This window comes from Geitlerinema sp. PCC 9228 (assembly GCF_001870905.1).
Lineage (GTDB): Bacteria > Cyanobacteriota > Cyanobacteriia > Cyanobacteriales > PCC-9228 > PCC-9228.
This window is the reverse complement of sequence record NZ_LNDC01000137.1, coordinates 19,379-39,009: the sequence shown is the minus strand read 5'-3', so window position 1 is coordinate 39,009 and position 19,631 is coordinate 19,379. Positions and strand designations below refer to the sequence as shown.

The following is a 19,631-nucleotide window of genomic DNA, read 5'->3' as shown; positions in this document are numbered from 1 at the left end:
GTTGATTGTGGAGATGGCGCGATCGCGCGCGTTTTGATTGGGATAGTAGCATGAGAAAGGAGTATCATTCGGGAAAGCCTAGAGAGGTAGAAGCTATTGAACCGTTTTGATAAAATTGGTATAATTTTCAGTTAGCATAGTTGGTATTGTGCCTAAAAACTTCCCAAGGATATAAGGATAGATGTCTGCTTCTGCTCAACCCGAACCTGAAAACAAGTGTAGTGATTGTTTGTTTATGAGATTAACGGGAACACCTGTTAGGTCATTATGGCCATGGCAAAAACTTATCGAATTGAACTTAACCCTTGCCTTTGGAGAGCAAAGCCAAAAATTGCCAGCTGGTGAGGTTTCATTCGGCATTAAAGCTGGCGAATTAAGATTAACTCTAAAGAATGGCTTTATTCCTTATAGAAAGCGGGAATTAAACAACGATATATTTGAATTATCGATTCCTAAGGAACGTCAAACAAGCAAATCTGGAAAGAAGAAAGGAAGTGTCAAAGCATCAGCTGCGAATAGCGGCGAACTGAAAGGAGAAACAATAGCAAGCAGAGAAGACATAACAGAAACAAAAGATAAATTCAAATTTCGTTCGCCGCAGATAACAACTAAAGGATCGGAAGAAAATCCTGCTTGGGAATTTGAAATTAAGACGGGCGAACCATGTATTAAAGGAGATATTCAAAATAAAAAATTGGCAACTGTTATAGTTAAAGAACAAAGACAACCATGTGAAATTGAAGCAACTTTCCAGGTTTCAGGTCGAGATATTTATATATCTAAAGGGGAGGGATTATGGCCTTCCCATATTACTAATAGAAAAACAGCTATAATAGAAAAATATTTCATTTATTACTGTAAAATAAAACCTAAAATTAAGCCATATTTAAGCAAACACAATTTACATTTCGAGTAGTTGTGAGCGCCTTAATTTTTGCTTTTTGCAAAAAAGTGCAAAATCAAGTAATACCGGCTCTTGTGAACTTAGTGTGTAAAAAGTCGCTGAACTTTCTGTTGGAAGGCACTTTCAGCTTAAATTATCAAGAACTGGTAGCAAATCGCTGAATCTATCGCCATAGCTAGATCCTAGTTTGATTCCTACACCACAAGTTCGGAAGACCCGTAATACCATTTTCTTAAAAGGATATAATCAATAAGCAGGGTATTTTTGTAGCTTCGCGAAGCGTCCCTAACAGGGAAATCGGAAAATTCCAGAGAATCATTGTTTTTCAGAAATGGTATAAAATAAGGAAATACTAGACTCAAAGGTGTTTTGTATGTTATACTAATATACAAACTAAATACTAAATAAGCTATTGCGATTTTAAACTGCGTCAAAATGATAGCTTTAAACATTTCCAGGCGGAAGTTTATCTATCAATATAAATGCAAATAGCTTATAAATATTTCGTAGATGTTTTATTATAGGAATTAACATAAAAAAATGTCTTTACAAAAAAATCAATCTTTGAATATATCTGAACCTGAAAATCGTTGTCCTGATTGTGTATTTATGAAATTAATAGGAGAGCCTATTTATTCACAAGGATTATTAGAAAAGATCGATCTAAAATTAACTATTAACTTCAACGAGCAATGGGAGGAGTTGCCAGCCGGTCGGATTAAGTTCGGTATCAGAGCTGGGGAATTGAGGCTAACGCTAGAGAATGGCAGAATCCCCGACGAAAATCGGGAATGGAACGATACGTTTGATTTATCGATTTCAAAAGAGCGACAAACGCGAGAAGCTGAAAAAAAGAAAGGAAGCGGCAAAGCATCGGCAGCTAGTGGTGGCGAATTAAAGGCAGAAACCACAGCAAGTTCAAAAAATACAGCAGAAACAACCTATAAATTTCAGTTTTCTGTAGCACAAGTAACAATGAAAGGACTAGGGAAAACTCCGGGTTGGGTGTTTGAAGAAAAAACGGGAGAGCAAGTTTTAAAAGGGACCATTTCAAATCAAAAATTGGCAGCAGTAGCAGTTAATGGCAAGCCATGCACAATTAAAGCAACGTTTGAAGTTTCAGAACACGATATCTATGTATCTGGTGCTGAGGGAGTATGGCCATCCGATATTAGCCGCAATAAGAGAGCAGTAATAGAGAGATTGATTGTTCGGAATTTTCTCAAATCGAAAATCAAGCCGTATATCAGTCGGCAGGAGCTACAATATGAGTGAAGAAATGTCGCCTCAAGAACTACAGGATGCCATCCAACAAGTAGCTGGGGCAGAAACAGAGAATTTTGCCGAGTTAGCTCAAATAGCAGGATTAGCCTCATACGAAATCCGCACTGCGAAGACCCGAAAAATTCCCCAGGCTAAGTCGAAAACTTCTTGTGGTTTTTTTCCCTCCTCCCGCTCCTCCCCCTCCTCTATCTCAAACGTGGTCTGTGCACATCGGATTTGGTATCAAACAGGATTTTGCTGAATCTGACTTAAGTGAAACTGATTTAAAAGGTACCGACCTGAGCGATGCTAATGTAGAAAATGCTCATTTTGGAGAGAATCCTGGAATATCATTCAATGAAAAACGCGATTTGATAAGCCGAGGTGCAATTTTTGATGATGAACCAAATAAACCAAGCTACAAATCAAAACCTACACGTTAGTAGATAGAATCTTATTCACCATCAGAAGACCTTAACTTCCCTTCCACAGAAGCCTCCGCATCCAGCGCGATCGCACGTAACTGTTCTAACATATCCGGAGGTGCCGTAGACCACATTTGCCGTTGATTCGCCTCCAACAACCGTTCCGCCATATCCCGCAACGCCCAAGGATTGTGCTTCTTGACAAAATTTTGCACCTGTTCGTCCAAAACATACGCCTGGGCAACCCCCTCATACATAAAATCTTCCGCACATTGCGTCGTAGCATCGTAGGCAAACAAATAATCCACCGTCGCCGACATCTCAAAAGCCCCCTTATACCCGTGCCGCATCACCCCTTGCAACCACTTGGGATTCACCACCCGGGAACGATAGACAAAATGCAACTGTTCCCGCAAACTCCGTACCCTCGGCGTATCCGGGCGGGAATTGTCGCCGAAATAGGTTTGGGGATTGTGCCCTTGGAGGCTTCGCGCCGCCACCGTCATCCCCCCCTGAAACTGATAGTAATCATCCGAATCCAACAAATCGTGTTCCCGATTGTCTTGATTGTGCAAAATTACCTGCATTTGTTGCAAACGATTCTCAAATGCTTCCGGGGATGCATGGGCAACTGCCGTACCATCATTATTCCCCGCATACGCATAACAACTCCAATTGACGTATGCCCGCGCCAAATCCTCATCCGTCTCCCAATTTTGCCCCTCAATCAACCCCTGCAAACCAGCGCCATACGCCCCTGGCTTCGATCCAAACACCCGATAGCTGGCGCGGCGGCGGGCTTGGTCTTCTGGAAACCCCATTTGCTGCCAGGTTTGGCTTTCGGAACTCACTTGCGCGGCTAGGGGATTTTCCTCTGCAGACTCCGGCAACGCTGCCACTGCTTGGGCGGCGCGGTCGAACAAATCGATTAAATTGGGAAAGGCATCCCGGAAAAAGCCGGAAACCCGCAGCGTCACATCGACACGCGGGCGACCCAATATCGATACCGGCAAAATTTCCCAATCTACCACCCGCCGGGAAACGCCTTCCCACACTGGTCGCACCCCCAGCAATGCCAGCGCTTCGGCAATATCGTCGCCGCCGGTTCGCATGGTGGAAGTTCCCCATACCGACAATCCCAAGGTTTGCGGGTACTCGCCGTTTTCTTGAGTGTAGCGTTCGATGAGGGTTTCTGCTGCTTTGCTGCCTACTTCCCAGGCGCTTTCGGTGGGGATGGCGCGAATGTCTACCGAGTAAAAATTGCGACCTGTGGGCAATACTTCTGGTCTGCCCCGTGTGGGCGCGCCGGCTACCCCAGAGGGAACGTAACGCCCGGCAAGTCCTTGCAATAAATTCGCAATTTCTTGGGAAGTTTGTTGCAAATGGGGGAGAATGGTGGTTGCAATCCACTGCAATACTTGCTGGCTGGCTTCGGTGGCAACCTGGCTTTGCCAATCTTTGCCGGCGATAACCGCATCCACCAAACGGGCAGCTTCTGCTTCTAGCCGTTCCAGATTGTTCCTGCCCTCGGCTTCAATTCCCCAATCTTGCGCGATCGCATCAATAATTCCCAAACCACCACCAGGATAACGCGCGATCGCTACAATTAAATCCCGCAGTTGCCGACCTTGGGGCGCTTTGCCAAAAATATGCAAACCATCGCGAATCTGCGCCTCCTTCAAATCGCACAGATAAGCATCAATTTGCGTCAGATACTCCGGAAAATCTCCGGTTAAATTCAAATCCTTATCTAAATTCGCCTCTTGAATGGTACTGGTAATGCGATCGCGAATCACCGGCAACCGCGACGGATCCAACCCCTCCGCCTGGTAGTACTCATCCACCAAATTTTCCAAAGCCTGCAACGAACTGTAAAGCTGCGCCCGGGTCATCGGCGGCGTTAGATGGTCTAAAATCACCGCTTGGGAACGGCGTTTTGCCTGAGAACCTTCCCCCGGGTCGTTCACAATAAACGGATAAAAATGAGGAATCGCCCCCAACGCCACTTCCGGATAGCAACTTTTCGACAGCGCCACACTTTTGCCCGGCAGCCATTCCAAATTGCCGTGTTTGCCCACGTGAACGATAGCTTGCGCTTCAAAGTGACGTTGCAGCCAGTGATAAAACGCCAAATAGTGATGCGTCGGTTCCAAATCCGGCGCGTGGTAGCTTAACGCCGGGTCATTGTCGTATCCCCGGGAAGGTTGAATGCCGATGAAAATATTGCCCAACTGAATCCCCGGAATCGGTAAAGAATTATCCGGCGGCAATCCCCAACGATTGGCAATCCCCTTTTGCACTTCCTCCGGCAAATTTTGCCAGCAATGACGATATTCCTGCGCCGATAAATCCTGGGCAATCGCCCGCATTTCAAAGCCTTCCGGGTCGTTGGTTCTTCCCGCCGTCAGCCATTCCATCAACGTTTGCGAATCCGGAGGCAAATTTTCCACATGGTAGCCAGCTTGCTGCAACGCTTGCAGGATTTCCACGCAACTCGCCGGCGTATCCAACCCCACACCATTCGCCAAACGACCATCGCGATTGGGATAGTTGGCTAAAATTAGGGCAATTTTTCGTTGTGGCGGCGGTGTCTTTTGCAGCCGACACCAGTTAGCAGCCAAATCGGCAACAAAGGCTACCCGGTCTGGCATGGGTTCGTAAACCACCACTTGGGTTTGCAAGCGATCGTCGGTGGCGGTAGAATTTTTAAATGATATTGCCCGCGATGTGATGCGCCCGTCGATTTCCGGCAGCGCCACATTCATTGCCATATCCTTAGGCGATAATCCTTGAAATTGATTTTCCCACTGTTCTTTGGTACCGCCGCTGAGAATAGTTTGCAATACTGGTACGTCGAGGTTTTGCCAAAATTGCAAATCGGGGGTAGCGGCATCGAGTTTGGCAACGGAAAAACCGGTGGTGTTGAGTATAATAGATACGTCCGAGGCGATTTCTGTTACCGCATCCCGTACTTCGCGATCGCGCAACGAAGACACAAAAATCGGTACTGGGTGTAAATTGCGTTCCGCCAGCGCCTGCGACAAAGCATCAATAACCGCCGTATTTCCAGATAAATAATGCGCCCGATAGAATAAGATTCCCGCAGTGGCAACGGGTTGTTCGGGAACTGTCGCCCCATGGTAGCATCCCACCTGGGGAACTGGTTGTGGCGCTGGGGGTTGGTAATGAGTTCCCCAAGTAGCATCCGCCACCAACTGCAAGCCACAGACAAAATTCTCTATGCCACCTTCTTGAAAATACCGCCAGATGGTATTGGCTGTTTTCACCGAAACTGTGGAATGGCTAATTAAAGTGGGATCGAACCCATCGTCGCCGGGAAACACAATTAGCGTCGCGCCGGTTTCCTCCACGGTGGCTTCCACCACTTCCATGCCGTAATCCCAGTAGGAACGACCTCCCAGCAAACGAACGACTATAACTTGGGCATGTTGTAACACATCTTCGGCGTAGGTATCGATGGTTAGCTGTTGCTGCAACTGCAATAAATTGGTGGCGCGAATTTCTGGGAAATCTTCCGGTAGCTGGTTGATTGCCGCCGACAGGGTTTGAATGTCGGTATCCGCCGCTGTTAGAAATACAATCGGCGCTGGCGTTTGTTCGACAAACACCACACCTTCAGAATCGGGATTCCAACCGCCGGGGATAGTGGCTATTCGATGCATAGATTGTAGATGGGACCAAATCCGACAGGTAAAAACTACTATATGTGGGAGGGGGAGGAGTGGGAGGAGTGGGAGGAGTGGGAGGAGGGGGAGGAGGGGGAGGAGTGGGAGGAGGGGGGAGAGGGGGAGAAAGACAATTGAGAAGCTGGGGGATATTCCGGGTGAAGCAACAGCGATTGTTCATTATAATACGTTTTTGTCGTTATAAGCTTAGAGAACCTTTGTGGAATTGAGTGGCGATCGCGCTATTATCGTTTTGTTACTGGCAGCGTTTATCGATTTTCTCATCGGCGACCCCTGGTGGCGCATTCCCCATCCCGTACAAATGATGGGTTGGGTTATCTCCCGCTACCAACAGTTGGTCGTGGCGAATCGAGAACCCCCCCAGAAACTTACCTCGGCTATCTTTTTATACAGCAGCGGTGTTTTTCTGACTGTAGCCTTGGTGGTGGGTAGCGCCTGGGTGGGTTGGTCTTTGGTTGCTGTTAGCCATGCCTACCATCCGTTATTGGGAATGGCTATTGAAAGCATTCTCCTGGCAAGTTGTTTCGCCACCCATAGCTTGCGCCGCGCTGCTGAAGAAGTTTTGCAGCCGCTTTTGGCGGGGGATTTCGCCACTGCGCGATCGCATTTAGGCATTTACGTAGGCAGGGATACGGAAAATTTATCGGAACCGGAAATTTATCGCGCTGTTTTGGAAACGGTGGCGGAAAATACAGTGGATGCGGTTACCTCTCCGCTTTTTTATGCGGCGGTGGGGTCGTTGCTGTTTCCCTTTGGCGGGGTTGCCTTGGCGCTGGGGTTCAAAGCGGCCAGTACCTTGGACTCTATGATAGGCTACAAAAAGCCGCCCGTGCGAGAATTGGGTTGGTGTGGTGCCCGGTTGGATGATGTTTTGACGTGGCTTCCCTGTCGCCTGACGGTGGTGACGTTGGGATTGCTGGCAAGGTCGCCGGTTCGGGTTTGGCTGGCTTGTCAGAAGGAAGGGCATCTCGACCCCAGCCCCAATTCTGGTTGGAGTGAGTGCGCCTACGCCACGATTTTGGACGTACAGTTGGGGGGCATCAATACCTACGGCGGTGTTGTGAAGGAAAAACCCCGGGTGGGACCACCCATCGACCCCATTACGGATGAAAAAGTGTATGCGGCGATTCGGCTGATGCGATGGAGTTTTTTGCTATGGCTGGCAGCAGCAATTTTCTTGATTCTGGCGACGTAAATCCCCAACAAGACCAGCGACCGACTCACGGGGGCAATTTGGTTTGGGCGGCGCAGGTGGCTGGTTGCAGCCGCGATCGCATTTTGGATTTTTCGGCGAGTATCAATCCCTGGGGTCCGCCGGATTCGGCTATTTCAGCGATTCAGGATAATTTATCCAGTCTCAACAGTTATCCCGACCCCAACTATACGCTTTTGCGCCAGGCGTTGGCGAGTTGGCATGGTTTGTCGGCGGATTGGATTTTGCCGGGGAATGGGGTGGCGGCGTTGCTGACTTGGGTCGGTCGGGAACTGGCGCAGTTGGATGCTGTGTATGTTATTGCGCCGGCTTTTGCCGATTACGCGCGATCGCTGAAAGCGTTTGATGCCCCAATTGTTCGCTATCCTCTCACGGTAGCAGGGAATAAGTTTACCATCGATTGGGCGGAATTTTTGGAATTTGCTGGCACCAATAACCAGCAAAACGGTTTGCTGCTGAACAATCCCCACAATCCTACGGGGAAGTTGTTTGCCAAAGGGGATTTGCAGGCGCTGCTGGATAATTTTTCTTTGGTGGTGGTGGATGAAGCTTTTATGGACTTTTTGCCGCCAGACCAACAGCAGAGTTTGCTGGATTTAACCCCAGACTATCCCAATTTGGTAATCTTGCGATCGCTGACGAAATTTTACAGTCTACCGGGCTTGCGGATTGGTTATGCGATCGCCCATCCCCAAAGATTGCGGCGCTGGCAAACTTGGCGCGACCCATGGTCGGTCAATGCCTTGGCAGCAGCAGCAGCTATAGCAGTTTTGCAAGATAGTAGCTTTCGCGAAAAAACCTGGCAGTGGTTGCCGGCAGCTCGGGAAAAATTATACCACAAACTCTCGCAACTCCCGGGGCTAACGCCAGTACCCAGTGCGGTCAATTATTTGTTGGTACAAACAGATTTGCCGGCGCGCCAGTTACAGAAACAATTGCTACAAACCAGCCAAGTCCTAATTCGCGATTGTACCAGTTTTGCGGAATTGGGCGATCGCTATTTTCGCATTGCCGTGCGATCGGCATCGGAAAACCAACAGTTGTTAGCTGGACTGGCACAAATTATAGCAAAACAAGAAAAACCGTAGGGTGGGCAATGCCCACCTCAGACAAACCTCATGTTAACTATTTTCGCATTGCCGTGCGATCGGCATCGGAAAACCAACAGTTGTTAGCTGGGCTGGCACAAATTATAGCAAAACAAGAAAAACCGTAGGGTGGGCATTGCCCACCCCAGACAAACCTCATGTTAAAAAATATAAAGCTATGAAAGCGATCGCTATTCTGGGAACGTCTTCCAATGCTGGGAAAAGCTGGTTGGTAACTGCCTTGTGTGCTTGGTTGCGCCGCCAAGGGGTCAAAGTTGCCCCCTTCAAAGCCCAAAATATGTCCAATAATTCCTATGTTACCCTAACCGGCGGCGAAATTGGTCGGGCGCAAGCAGTACAAGCAGCCGCCTGCGGCATGCCAGCCACCGTGCAAATGAATCCCGTTTTGCTAAAACCTTCGGGAAATAGTACCTCCCAAATCGTTTTGTTAGGAAATCCCCAACAACACATCGCTGCCAAAGATTACTACCGCTATGTAGAAACCATTTGGGAAACGGTACGGGAAACCTTAGATTGGTGGCAAGACAACTGCGACGTTTTGGTCTTGGAAGGTGCTGGCAGCCCCGTAGAATTAAACCTCATGCATCGCGATATTGTCAACTTGCGCCCCATTTTACACCTGGGGGGTCGTTGGTTGCTGGTGGGGGATATCGAACGCGGGGGCATTTTTGCGCAAATGGTAGGAACTTATACTTTGTTGCCAGAAGCTGCCCAAAACCAAGGATTGGGACTGATTGTCAATAAATTTCGCGGCGATATCAACTTATTTGCCGATGCTGCATCCTATTTTCAACACCACATTCGCAACGTTCCCTATTTAGGCGTCCTTCCCTACCGCCACAATTTACAACCGGAAAGTGAAGATAGCCTTTGTCGGGAAGCAGAAGAAAAAGGAACTGGTGCCAAACTGGCTTGGATTCGTTTCCCTTATCTTTCTAATTCTCAGGACAGTCAGCCGTGGCAGCTCGATCGCGGGGTTCGCGTTAGCTGGGTGCAACATCCACAGGAACTGGAAGATGCGCGCATCATTTTCTTGCCAGGCAGCAAAAATACGCTTCGGGATTTGGCGTGGTTGCAGGAAACGGGATTGGCAGCGGCAATTCAAAAAGCCAGCCAGCGCGGCGTTCCGGTGGTGGGAATCTGCGGTGGCTATCAAATGCTGGGTCGGCGGCTGGTGGATGCAGCAGGCGTGGCAGGGGATGCGGGTGACGTACCGGGGTTGCAGTTGTTGCCGGCGGTGACACAATTTGCACCGACCAAAGAAGTGCGTCAAGTACGAGTGACCCATGGCACCGATACGTGGATGGCTTACGAAATTCACATGGGGAATACGTACTTGGATGGCGAAGAACCAAATCAGGAAACAATGGAGGCCATTACCGTGGCTGCGGACCAACATCCCGTGGGAATGCGCTTTCAAAAGGTCTGGGGAACCTACTTGCATGGGTTTCTGGAGTCGGCAGCGGTACGTCGGGAGTTGGCGGATTTGGCAGGAATTTCTGAATATCAACCGGCGGAATTTTCTTGGCAGGAATCCCAAGAACGTTTGTATCAGAAAATGGCGGATTTCTTGGAAACCTATTTGGATTTAGATCCGGTGCATCGCTATCTGGATGGTAAGATTTGATAGGATATAAAGATATTGGATGGTGTTTGCTTCTTGTTTGAGGAGGTAAGTTCGTTGGAAGTTTCCTGGCAACCGATTTTAAAATATGTGGGTATTGGCGCGGCGGCGATTGTTGGCGTGGTTTTGATTTTGTGGCTGGGATTGGTTGTGGTTGTGGGTGCGGCTACGAAAGGATTGCCGCAAGCGATTGTTTCTTTTTTCCGTTCCCTCGCAACCGATGGGATTGATGCTACGTACGAGGAAAAAACCACGGAAAATTTTCAAGCCAGTACATCTAAGTCAGCATTTCGTCAGTTTATTCGCGATCGCAAATTGCACCAGTTTCAGCAAGTGAAACCAGGGGTTCCCAAACGTCAGGCAAATCGCTATGCCATCGATGTTACGGTGACCACAAAAGATCGTCAAGAAATACCGGTAAAGCTGGCTTTTGTCAAAGACGATAAGGTTTGGAAAATCGATGCCATGGCCCCAGGTTTGGCTTCTGAGAAGACAGGATAGCAATTCGATCGAATTTTTGTTGAACAAAACTGCATAATGTTTTAATATGGTAACTAAAATATAAGTTTGATCGATTGATTTTAGAAAATCGCGTGCTAGAATCAAAACAATCCTGTAATGCTACTGTATCGTCATAACGATATTCCCCTTCATGGTTTTCCGGGATCCAAACCACTCCGATGGCAAAAGCGTGGGAAAACTGCCCCTGAGGTGGGTATTGGTTGTTCCTTTCGTCCTGGAAATCTTTGCTGCTGTGGGATTGATGGGATGGCTTGCCATTCGTAACGGTCAAAAAGCTGTGGACCAGCTAGCCACGAAAATGCAACAGGAATTGCAGATGCGTATTGAAGAACGCCTGCAAGATTATTTGCAAGTTCCTCATACAATCAACCAGTTGAATGCCAATGCATTAGATTTGCAAAAGTTGGATGTGGAAAATTTACAGAGTTGGGAACGTCACTTTTGGCATCAAATTCAGCTTTTTGATAATATTAGTTATATCCAATTTGGCGATCGCCGGGGGGAATTTGTCGGTATTGCTGTTTACGATGACGGCAGTCTCAACTATCAAGTGACCGAGTCTTCCAATTCTTTACGTAGCTATAGTATCAACGCTTCCGGATACCGCGGCGAACTGTTGCGAACTTCTTCGGGATACGACCCCCGCCAACGTCCTTGGTATCAAATTCCCAAACAAGCAGATGCGCCTGCTTGGACCCCCGTTTATGCTTGGGTAAGTGCACCTACACCAACGCTTGCCATTACTTTAGGACAGCCTTACTACGACCCGCAGGGCAATTTTCGTGGCATTTTGGCAACCGACCTAACCATTGCTCAAATTGACCAGTTTTTGCGCACTTTAGAAATTGGCAAAACTGGGGAAGTCTTTATTATTGAACCTTCGAGAAAGTTAATAGCTACTTCTACCAAGCAAAAACCTTTTGTAATGAAAGATAATGTCCCCAGACGCCTGGCAGCCAAAAAAGCCAGCGATCGCTTGATTGCCAAAACAGCCCGTCAGATAAATCAAAAATTTTCCAACTTAGAAAAGCTCCATCGTCCCAAACAAGTAAAATGGGAATTATTTGGAGAACCCCATTATACCCGAATTTTCCCTTTTGAAGATGAATTCGGCATCAACTGGCAAGTGGTTTTGGTGGTTCCCGAGTCGGATTTCATGGCGCAAATCCATGCCAACCGGCGAATGGCTATTTTAATTTGTGTTTTAACCTTTTTTGTTGCCAGTGGGTTGGGTATTGTAACCGCGCGTTGGATTGCTCAACCCATTTTACACCTGAAAGATGCCAGTCAAGCGATCGCTACCGGTCAATTCAGCCAACAAGTGCGCGCTCATAGAATCAGCGAATTGGAGATCCTCGCCAACGCCTTCAATCAAATGGCCAGCCAACTGCAAACCTCTTTTGGTACTTTAGAACAGCAAGTTCAAGAACGTACGGAAGCCTTGAACCACAGCGAACAGCGCTTTCAACTGGTGGTACAAAGTATTAACGATGGCATTTGGGATTGGCACCTTCCCAGCCAGCAAGTTTATTTTTCCCCTCAGTGGAAAAGCATGCTGGGATATGCGGATTGGGAAATCCCCAACCAGTTTCATGTCTGGGAAGATTTGTTGCATCCTGACGACCTAAGCATAGCCAAAGTTACCCTTGAAGAACACCTCAAGGGCAAAACTTCCCAATGGCAAATGGAATTTCGCATGCGTGCCAAAAATGGTTCCTATCGCTGGATTCTCAGTCGCGCTAAAGTAGTAGAACGGGATTCCCAAGGGAAGGCTATACGCATGGTAGGGGCACATACCGATATTACCAGCCGCAAGGAAATGGAAGCTGCTTTGCGGAAGGCAAAAAAAGAAGCAGACGCTGCCAACCAAGCCAAGAGTGAATTGCTGGCTTCTATGAGTCACGAACTGCGCACGCCTCTCAACGGGATTTTGGGATACACCCAAATTTTACAGCGTTCCCAGGATATAAGCGATCGCGACCGATACCATGTTAGAATCATCAGCGAGTGTGGCACTCATTTGCTTACATTGGTGAACGACATTTTAGATTTATCCAAAATTGAAGCCCAAAAAATGACCCTACATCCAGAACCGTTTCACCTCCCTGCTTTTTTAACCGGCGTAGCAGAAATGTGTCGTATCAAAGCACAACAAAAAGGAATTACATTCACCTATCACAGCGATCCGGATTTACCAGAAATCATTGTGGCAGATGAGAAAAGACTGCGGCAGGTCTTGCTGAACTTACTAGGCAACGCCGTTAAATTCACAGAAGTGGGTGGCGTGGTTTTTAGCGCCGCCGTTTTGGAAACATACACCAATGAAAACCACCGTAAAATCTTTACCATTCGCTTTCAAGTAGAAGATACGGGAATTGGCATTCCTTCCGAACAAATCCAACAAATTTTTCACCCCTTCGAACAGGTGGGATTGGCAAAACATCAAAAACAGGGAACGGGGTTGGGATTGTCTCTCAGTCAGGAATTTGTGCGTTTGATGAAAGGAGAAATTCAGGTAAACAGCGTTCCCGGCAATGGGAGTATTTTTTGGTTCGATTTGGATCTGGAAATGGCCCGCCAAAGCCTAAGATTGGATCGTAGCAACCATCAAGGCAAAATCATTGGTTACGAAGGGGAATCCAAACGATTATTGGTGGTAGATGACCGTTGGGAAAACCGTACCTTTTTGACCAATTTATTGCAACCGCTGGGATTTGAAATGGAAATCGCTGAAAATGCCGAAACGGGTTGGCAAAAAGCGGAACAATGGCAGCCTCATTTAATTTTGACCGATTTGTATATGTTAGATAGCAATGGGTTGGCCTTTTTGCAGTGGTTGCAGCAAAACGAATTATTATGTAGAATTCCTATAATCGTTTCTTCAGCCAGTGCCATGGAACGCGATCGCGACCGGGCATTTCAAGCTGGGGCCAACGATTTTTTACCCAAACCCGTAGAAACTGCCCAACTATTTGACCTCCTGCAAAAACATCTAAACTTGCAGTGGGTTTACGAACAGAACCAACCGCAACCGCCAATGGAAGCAGACGTGGCAGAAGAACCCATTATTCCACCACCGGCAGAAGAAATAAAAACCTTGTACCACCTAGCTTTTATTGGTAGTTTTAAGAAAATTCAGAAACGAGTTGCTAGCTTGCCCAACCAAGATAGCGAATTTACCCCATTTTACCGTAAAGTTCTCCAGTTAAGCCGCAGCTTTCAGGAAGAAGAGCTAAGAGATTTTCTCCAACAATATTTGCCGCCAGAATCACGCTAATCCTACTGGATTATGCCAAAACCAAGGGAATTACAGGAAATTATGAAACAGTTCGCTCCCAACTTGTCGCAGGGTTTATGATTCGGATTTCTGTAGTGTGAATTTCGTATGAAAAATGGCCATACGCTTCTTACCAAATATGTAGGGTAATATACCAAATCAACATTTTGAATGTCAAGGTTAAAAGATAAAGAATTCATAAATCCCTCGATAGATTCTGACAGCTTTGGGGAACGATAACTTGAGAATCCTAAGGTAGCCATATCTCCGGCAGTATTTTCTGGTTTTCTGCCTTCCCTATCGATGGCAACTCAAATATAGACTCCCTTTTCCGTTTTCAAATCCTATTGCAATTCGATCGAAATTATGACTTTACCCAAAGTAAAATGGTACGAGAGACTGGATTTTAGACTAATTGTTGGCATTAGCCTACTAACTGGCGGTTTGATGGCCAGCTTTGCCATCGCCGTCAATACCGTTGGCAAACAAATGGTATTGCAAAACTCTTCCAGATTTATCGAACAAGCTGGTGAATCTGCGATCGCGAAATTGAACGCACGTTCCCAAGAAATAGCTGCCCTTACTAGAACCCTTGCCGAAACTGCGCGGCAACTCCCCCAATCGGAAAGGGAATTTAAGTATTTTATTCCCAAATTGCTCGATTTTCAAGGGGATAGCCAAATTGCCGGTGGTGGCATTTGGCCGGAACCCTATCAATTCTCTCCCCAACAACCACGCCGCAGCTTTTTTTGGGGAAGAAACGACAAAGATATTTTGCAATATTACAATAACTACAATCAGGGCAGCCGCGGCTATCACTATCAAAAATGGTACATCGTTGCCCAACATTTACAACCAAATCAATGTTTTTGGAGCGAAGCTTATATTGACCCCTACTCTTCCCAACCTATGGTAACTTGTACCGCAGGTATTTGGAAACAAGAGCAATTTTGGGGGGCTGCCACCATCGATTTAAAATTAAAAGGTATCCAGGAATTAGCCAATTCCCTGCAAGCCGAAACCGGGGGATACCTGTTTGTGGTTGACCGCCAGAACCGCCTCATTGCTGCCCCCAATACCACAGCTAGCGACCAACTTCCATCCACCGAAAGCGCGCAACTGCAACCCCTAGACCAACTTAGCAAAACCACCTCCGACCTAACCCCAGTTTCCACCGCTTTGGAAGTTACCAATCGCAAAATTATCGATCGCGCGCGTCAGGAATTTGACAATTGGCAGGAATTGGTGAGCAATTTGCGCCACGCCGGCTATGCCATGACCCAGCGAGAAGCCGAGAAAATAGCCGCCGCGATTGTCGATCCCCTAGAAAAACAAAGCCAGAACGATCTGTTGCTAAACAGCCTCCAACTCAGCAACGATGGCTTGCTGGGAGAACCATCTAACGTGTATATTTTCCACATTCCCAATACTTACTGGAAACTGGTCATCGTCAAACCCATCGCCGAAGTAACCAACGAATATGCTAGTGTTCTGCGAACCATCGTCAAAAGCGCGATCGCAATTTTATTGGTAGCTGCCATTATCGCCATCATCGCCATTCGCCGTACCTTGGTTGCCCCCATCAAACACTTAAGTCAAGCCAGCCAAGCGATCGCAGCCGGCAATCTGAGAAGGCGCGTACAAATCGAAGGCGTTAAAGAACTGGAATCTTTAGGAAATTCCTTCAACCAAATGGCTTTTCAACTGCAAAGTTCTTTTCGCGAACTAGAAAAAAGTAATAACGCCCTAGAAGAGCGTGTCAAAGCCCGAACCCAAGAACTAGAAAAAGCCAAAAGCAAAGCTGAAACAGCCAACCGTGCCAAAAGCAACTTTTTAGCCAACATGAGTCACGAACTGCGGACGCCACTCAACGGAATTTTGGGATACATACAAATCCTACAAAAAGCTACCGACCTCAACCAACACCGCGCCGCCGTCGATACCATTCAAAAAAGTAGTTCCCATTTGCTAACCCTAATCACCGATATTTTGGATCTATCCAAAATCGAAGCGGAAAAAATGGAACTGCATCAAACAGAATTTCACCTACCTTCTTTTCTGACCAGCGTAGCAGAAATTTCCCAAATAGAAGCGCAGCAAAAAAATCTCATTTTTACCTACAAAAGCGATTCCGAAATTCCCGCCGCTGTATATGCCGACGAAAGACGCTTGCGACAGGTTTTAATCAACTTAATCGGCAACGCCGTGAAATTTACCGAAGCGGGACACGTTACCTTTACCGTACGCTATTTGGAAAAAGTACAAGAAGACCCAGAAACTGTCAAACTTCGCTTCCAAATTGAAGACTCTGGCGTTGGCATTCCCGAAGACCACATCCAAGAAATTTTCCATCCCTTCGAACAGGTGGGAAACATTCTCCAAAAATCCCAAGGCAGCGGGTTAGGATTGTCTCTCAGCCAAAAAATTCTCAACATCATGGGAAGCCAAATTCAACTCAACAGTACTCCCGGTGTTGGCAGTACCTTTTGGTTCGATATTGACTTGCAAGTAACTTCCCAATGGAATACCGAAGCCATCCAAACCCACCAAGGCAAAATTGTTGGCTACCAAGGCGACACCCAACGAATTTTGGTGGTGGATGATAAGTGGGAAAACCGCGATGTTATCGTAAATTTATTAAAACCGCTGGGATTTGACATCGTTCAAGCTGAAAACGCACAACAAGGGATTCAGCAAGTAGAAAAACAAATTCCCCATCTCATCATTACAGATTTGCTAATGCCAGATTGCGATGGTTTTGGCTTTATTCAGCAGTTGCGGCAAAATCCAGATTTATACGCCGTTCCCATTATTGTTTCCTCCGCTAGTGGTATTATGGTCGATCGCGATCGCGCCATTGAGTATGGCGGCGATGATTTTCTCGAAAAACCCGTACATGCCACGCAGCTTTTACAAAAATTGCAGCAACATCTACAACTGCAATGGACCTATGATGCCAAAGAAACTGCCACAGAAGCCGTTAAAGAAGTTCGCGAAGAAAGTTTAATTGTTCCCCCACCGGAAGTAATGGAAACTTTATATAACCTCGCCTACCGCGGTAGCCTGAAAAAAGTTCAAAAATATGCCGAAAGTCTACAACAAGAAGATGGTCGGTTTGTACCGTTTTCCCGTAAAGTTGTTCAATTTACCCGGACTTTCCAAGAAAAACAACTTATCGAATTTTTAAAACAGTACCGTCAAAAATTTTTCCAATAACAGCATTCTAACTTTAAAGAAGACGCGCCGTACCTGTTTCCACATGGAACTCCAATCGGCTTTCGTAATTCGTTACCCTATGATTCCAACTAACTGTGGGGTCCTTTTCCAAAGCTTCTATGCTGTGGATGGCATCGGGAAGAAACCCAATAATTTCTCCCGGTCTTGTCGGTGCTTATGGCAGTGGGTTTGCAAATTCCTTCGTTGGCAACCAGCCAATCGCTAGCCATTAATTTCTCCTTTTTTGGGTTCTTTCCGAGCGCGGTAATACCATTACTTGAAAATTTGCAAAAAATCATTCGGATATTTTGGTAGGGACGTTTTGCGAAACGAAACGTCCCTACTTGTTACAAGTTTGTTTTTATGATTTTTCCCTACAACTGGCGTACGGAAGGTTGACCGTCTTTTACCTCGCCAACCAAAACCACATCGGCTACGCCCACAAACAAGCCATTTTCTAATACACCAGGAATATTATTGAGGGTTTTTTCCAAATTTGCCGGATCGGAAATTGACTCAAACTTCACATCAATGACCATGTTTCCCTGGTCGGTAATGACCGGACCAGCCTTTTTAACCCCCATACGCAATTCCGGCTTGCCGCCTAGCTGTTCGATTTTGCGCATGACGGGAACAATCGCCATAGGCAATACTTCTACCGGTAGCAAAAAATTAGAGCCTAACCGATCTACCAACTTGCCGCTATCAACCACCACCACAAATTGGTCTGCTAGAGAGTCTACCACTTTCTCCCGGGTGTGCGCGGCACCACCTCCTTTGATTAAATTAAGATTGGGATCTACTTCATCAGCGCCATCAATAGCAATATCGATGCGATCGATGGCATCCAACGTCGTTAGCGGAATGCCGTATTTTTTGGCGAGAACCTCCGCTTGAAATGAAGTAGGAATGCCGCGAATATTTTTTAAATCGCCAGATTGCAAGCGATCGCCGATATACTGAATGGCATAGGCCGTAGTGGAACCAGTTCCCAAACCAACCACCGAATTGGATTGGACTCTTGCCGCTGCCGCTTTGCCTACCTGCTGCTTCATCACTGTAGATGGATCTTCGCTCATGAATACCTCTCAAAATACCTGCAAACTGTAACCATTGTTTACTTTAGCGGCAAGTTGGTCAAAAGGGCCCCATTCCTTCCCCAAACCGAACATTTTCCTCTACCGGCAAATCCACACCCAGGTAAAGATACATGTCGAAATCTCGAGTTAGCGTAGAAAATAGAAACAGGAGAAAGCAGCCTCGTAGCGCCAACTTTCAAGCGAGGCGGAACCCCAATATCGCTGCCAACCGTACGGCGTCCGATCGCTTTTGGAACATGAAAGCCGAACTTATCCCCGATCTACCGCCCAAACCACCCTTTTGGCGACGCGCTTGTGCGTTTTTACTGGATTTTGTGGTTGCCTACTTGGTTACTGTTATTATTAGTCCTAACTGGTTTATCCACACATTCTTTTTCCTGGTGGCGTGGTTGGGCAATCGTATTTTATTCGTCGGTCGCAACCGCGGTCAAAGTATTGGAAGGTGGGCTTTTGATATGAAACTCATCGACCGCAACCGGCGGATTCCCTACCTAGACATGTTGCTGCGGCGGGAAGCCATCACAGCGGCAGAAGGCGTTTTGCTACTGTGGGCTGTCTATGCCCTGTTTGCTGGCAATTCAGTTGCGTTTTTGCTAGTCATTCCTCCCATTGCGGATGCGATCGCTGCTTGGAGTGACGAAGCCAACCAGCAATCCTTTCACGACCGCTATGCCGACACCTTTATGGCCTCCTCCCGCCGCGGTTATTCCCTAGACGTGAAAATTCAAAAATGGGTTGAACTTGCCCTACGTTCTATGCGAAAATAACCATTTGTGTCTAATGCAAACCCCCCAAAACGATTGGTAAAATTATGGCTAAGGGAGTCCGAGTTGTAATTACACTAGAGTGTACGGAATGCCGAACCAACCCCAACAAACGCTCGAACGGGGTATCGCGGTACACCAGCACGAAAAACCGTCGGAAACATTCTGGTAGGATGGAATTTAGAAAATACTGTCCCCACTGCAACAAACACACCGTACACAAAGAAACCAAATAAGCAGCATTTGCTAGAAGGTATCGGAAAGAAAAAATGGCAAGCAACGTCAACTACTATCGCCGGCGCGTATCGCCGGTCAAACCAGGCGAACAGATCGATTACAAAAACGTAGACCTGCTGCGGAAGTTCATTACCGAACGCGGCAAAATCCTCCCCCGTCGCGTTACTGGTTTGACAGCCAAACAGCAAAGAGACTTAACCACTGCAATCAAACGCGCGCGAATTTTAGCCCTGTTGCCCTTTGTCAACCTGGAAGGCTAATCGGCAGCCA

The 19,631-nt window shown here is 47.0% G+C and carries 14 protein-coding genes; 12 read left to right on the top strand and 2 right to left on the bottom strand.

Annotated features, from left to right (window positions below; all coding sequences use genetic code 11):
* Positions 1-181: 181 nt before the first annotated feature.
* From AS151_RS15320 to AS151_RS20920, 3 genes are all read left to right on the top strand, one after another.
* Positions 182-916, top strand: coding sequence for a hypothetical protein (locus AS151_RS15320; RefSeq protein WP_139240688.1), 735 nt, complete (start codon positions 182-184; stop codon positions 914-916).
* 528 nt (positions 917-1,444) lie between these two features.
* Positions 1,445-2,179, top strand: a complete 735-nt coding sequence (locus tag AS151_RS15315; protein ID WP_139240686.1) for a hypothetical protein — start codon at positions 1,445-1,447, stop codon at positions 2,177-2,179.
* 212 nt (positions 2,180-2,391) lie between these two features.
* On the top strand, positions 2,392-2,610 hold the full coding sequence (locus AS151_RS20920) for a pentapeptide repeat-containing protein (protein ID WP_170861417.1): 219 nt from the start codon (positions 2,392-2,394) through the stop codon (positions 2,608-2,610).
* 11 nt (positions 2,611-2,621) lie between these two features.
* On the opposite strand, the gene cobN is transcribed toward AS151_RS20920, so the two are convergent.
* On the bottom strand, positions 2,622-6,275 hold the full coding sequence (cobN, locus tag AS151_RS15305; protein ID WP_071517927.1) for a cobaltochelatase subunit CobN: 3,654 nt from the start codon (positions 6,273-6,275) through the stop codon (positions 2,622-2,624).
* Between the two features lie 223 nt (positions 6,276-6,498).
* Here cobN and cbiB point away from each other — a divergent pair, with 223 nt between their 5' ends.
* The 6 genes from cbiB (at position 6,499) to AS151_RS15275 (ending at position 17,260) form a co-directional block, all read left to right on the top strand.
* The gene (gene cbiB, locus AS151_RS15300) at positions 6,499-7,494 is read left to right on the top strand and encodes an adenosylcobinamide-phosphate synthase CbiB (RefSeq protein WP_211517613.1); all 996 of its coding nucleotides are present in this window, start codon (positions 6,499-6,501) and stop codon (positions 7,492-7,494) included.
* Positions 7,455-8,600, top strand: coding sequence for a threonine-phosphate decarboxylase CobD (gene cobD, locus AS151_RS15295; RefSeq protein ID WP_071517963.1), 1,146 nt, complete (start codon positions 7,455-7,457; stop codon positions 8,598-8,600). The genes cbiB and cobD overlap by 40 nt, the downstream gene beginning before the upstream one ends.
* Positions 8,601-8,778: 178 nt before the next feature.
* Positions 8,779-10,248: a cobyric acid synthase gene (locus AS151_RS15290; RefSeq protein WP_071517962.1), complete on the top strand. Its 1,470-nt coding sequence runs from the start codon at positions 8,779-8,781 to the stop codon at positions 10,246-10,248.
* Positions 10,249-10,302: 54 nt separating this feature from the next.
* Positions 10,303-10,746 carry a hypothetical protein gene (locus tag AS151_RS15285; protein ID WP_071517926.1) on the top strand — a complete coding sequence of 148 codons (444 nt, stop codon included), beginning with the start codon at positions 10,303-10,305 and terminating at the stop codon, positions 10,744-10,746.
* Positions 10,747-10,963: 217 nt separating this feature from the next.
* Positions 10,964-14,044 (top strand): ATP-binding protein, encoded by a 3,081-nt coding sequence (locus tag AS151_RS15280; protein ID WP_170861416.1) that lies wholly within the window; start codon positions 10,964-10,966, stop codon positions 14,042-14,044.
* A 366-nt stretch (positions 14,045-14,410) separates the two neighbouring features.
* The gene (locus tag AS151_RS15275; protein ID WP_071517924.1) at positions 14,411-17,260 is read left to right on the top strand and encodes a hybrid sensor histidine kinase/response regulator; all 2,850 of its coding nucleotides are present in this window, start codon (positions 14,411-14,413) and stop codon (positions 17,258-17,260) included.
* Between the two features lie 374 nt (positions 17,261-17,634).
* Here the strand turns inward: AS151_RS15275 and rpiA are convergent, their stop codons facing one another.
* Positions 17,635-18,339, bottom strand: a complete 705-nt coding sequence (gene rpiA, locus AS151_RS15270; protein WP_071517923.1) for a ribose-5-phosphate isomerase RpiA — start codon at positions 18,337-18,339, stop codon at positions 17,635-17,637.
* Between the two features lie 131 nt (positions 18,340-18,470).
* Between rpiA and AS151_RS15265 the strand changes: the two genes are divergently transcribed.
* From AS151_RS15265 to rpsR, 3 genes are read left to right on the top strand one after another with little or no spacing between them, the layout of a single operon-like run.
* The gene (locus AS151_RS15265; protein ID WP_084639624.1) at positions 18,471-19,127 is read left to right on the top strand and encodes an RDD family protein; all 657 of its coding nucleotides are present in this window, start codon (positions 18,471-18,473) and stop codon (positions 19,125-19,127) included.
* A gap of 44 nt (positions 19,128-19,171) precedes the next feature.
* Entirely contained in the window at positions 19,172-19,360 is a 189-nt protein-coding gene (gene rpmG / locus AS151_RS20910; protein ID WP_084639623.1) for a 50S ribosomal protein L33, read from the top strand.
* 33 nt (positions 19,361-19,393) lie between these two features.
* Positions 19,394-19,621: a 30S ribosomal protein S18 gene (gene rpsR, locus AS151_RS15255; RefSeq protein ID WP_071517920.1), complete on the top strand. Its 228-nt coding sequence runs from the start codon at positions 19,394-19,396 to the stop codon at positions 19,619-19,621.
* The last annotated feature ends 10 nt before the right edge of the window (positions 19,622-19,631 follow it).

What these genes read in the sequence shown, in the direction of transcription:
- AS151_RS15275 (WP_071517924.1), top strand. Translation starts at nt 14,411, where the DNA reads ATGACTTTACCCAAAGTAAAATGGTACGAGAGACTGGATTTTAGACTA.
- cobN (WP_071517927.1), bottom strand. Translation starts at nt 6,275, where the DNA reads ATGCATCGAATAGCCACTATCCCCGGCGGTTGGAATCCCGATTCTGAA.
- rpiA (WP_071517923.1), bottom strand. Translation starts at nt 18,339, where the DNA reads ATGAGCGAAGATCCATCTACAGTGATGAAGCAGCAGGTAGGCAAAGCG.
- AS151_RS15290 (WP_071517962.1), top strand. Translation starts at nt 8,779, where the DNA reads ATGAAAGCGATCGCTATTCTGGGAACGTCTTCCAATGCTGGGAAAAGC.
- AS151_RS15265 (WP_084639624.1), top strand. Translation starts at nt 18,471, where the DNA reads ATGTCGAAATCTCGAGTTAGCGTAGAAAATAGAAACAGGAGAAAGCAG.
- rpsR (WP_071517920.1), top strand. Translation starts at nt 19,394, where the DNA reads ATGGCAAGCAACGTCAACTACTATCGCCGGCGCGTATCGCCGGTCAAA.
- AS151_RS15320 (WP_139240688.1), top strand. Translation starts at nt 182, where the DNA reads ATGTCTGCTTCTGCTCAACCCGAACCTGAAAACAAGTGTAGTGATTGT.
- cobD (WP_071517963.1), top strand. Translation starts at nt 7,455, where the DNA reads ATGGCTGGCAGCAGCAATTTTCTTGATTCTGGCGACGTAAATCCCCAA.
- AS151_RS15315 (WP_139240686.1), top strand. Translation starts at nt 1,445, where the DNA reads ATGTCTTTACAAAAAAATCAATCTTTGAATATATCTGAACCTGAAAAT.
- rpmG (WP_084639623.1), top strand. Translation starts at nt 19,172, where the DNA reads ATGGCTAAGGGAGTCCGAGTTGTAATTACACTAGAGTGTACGGAATGC.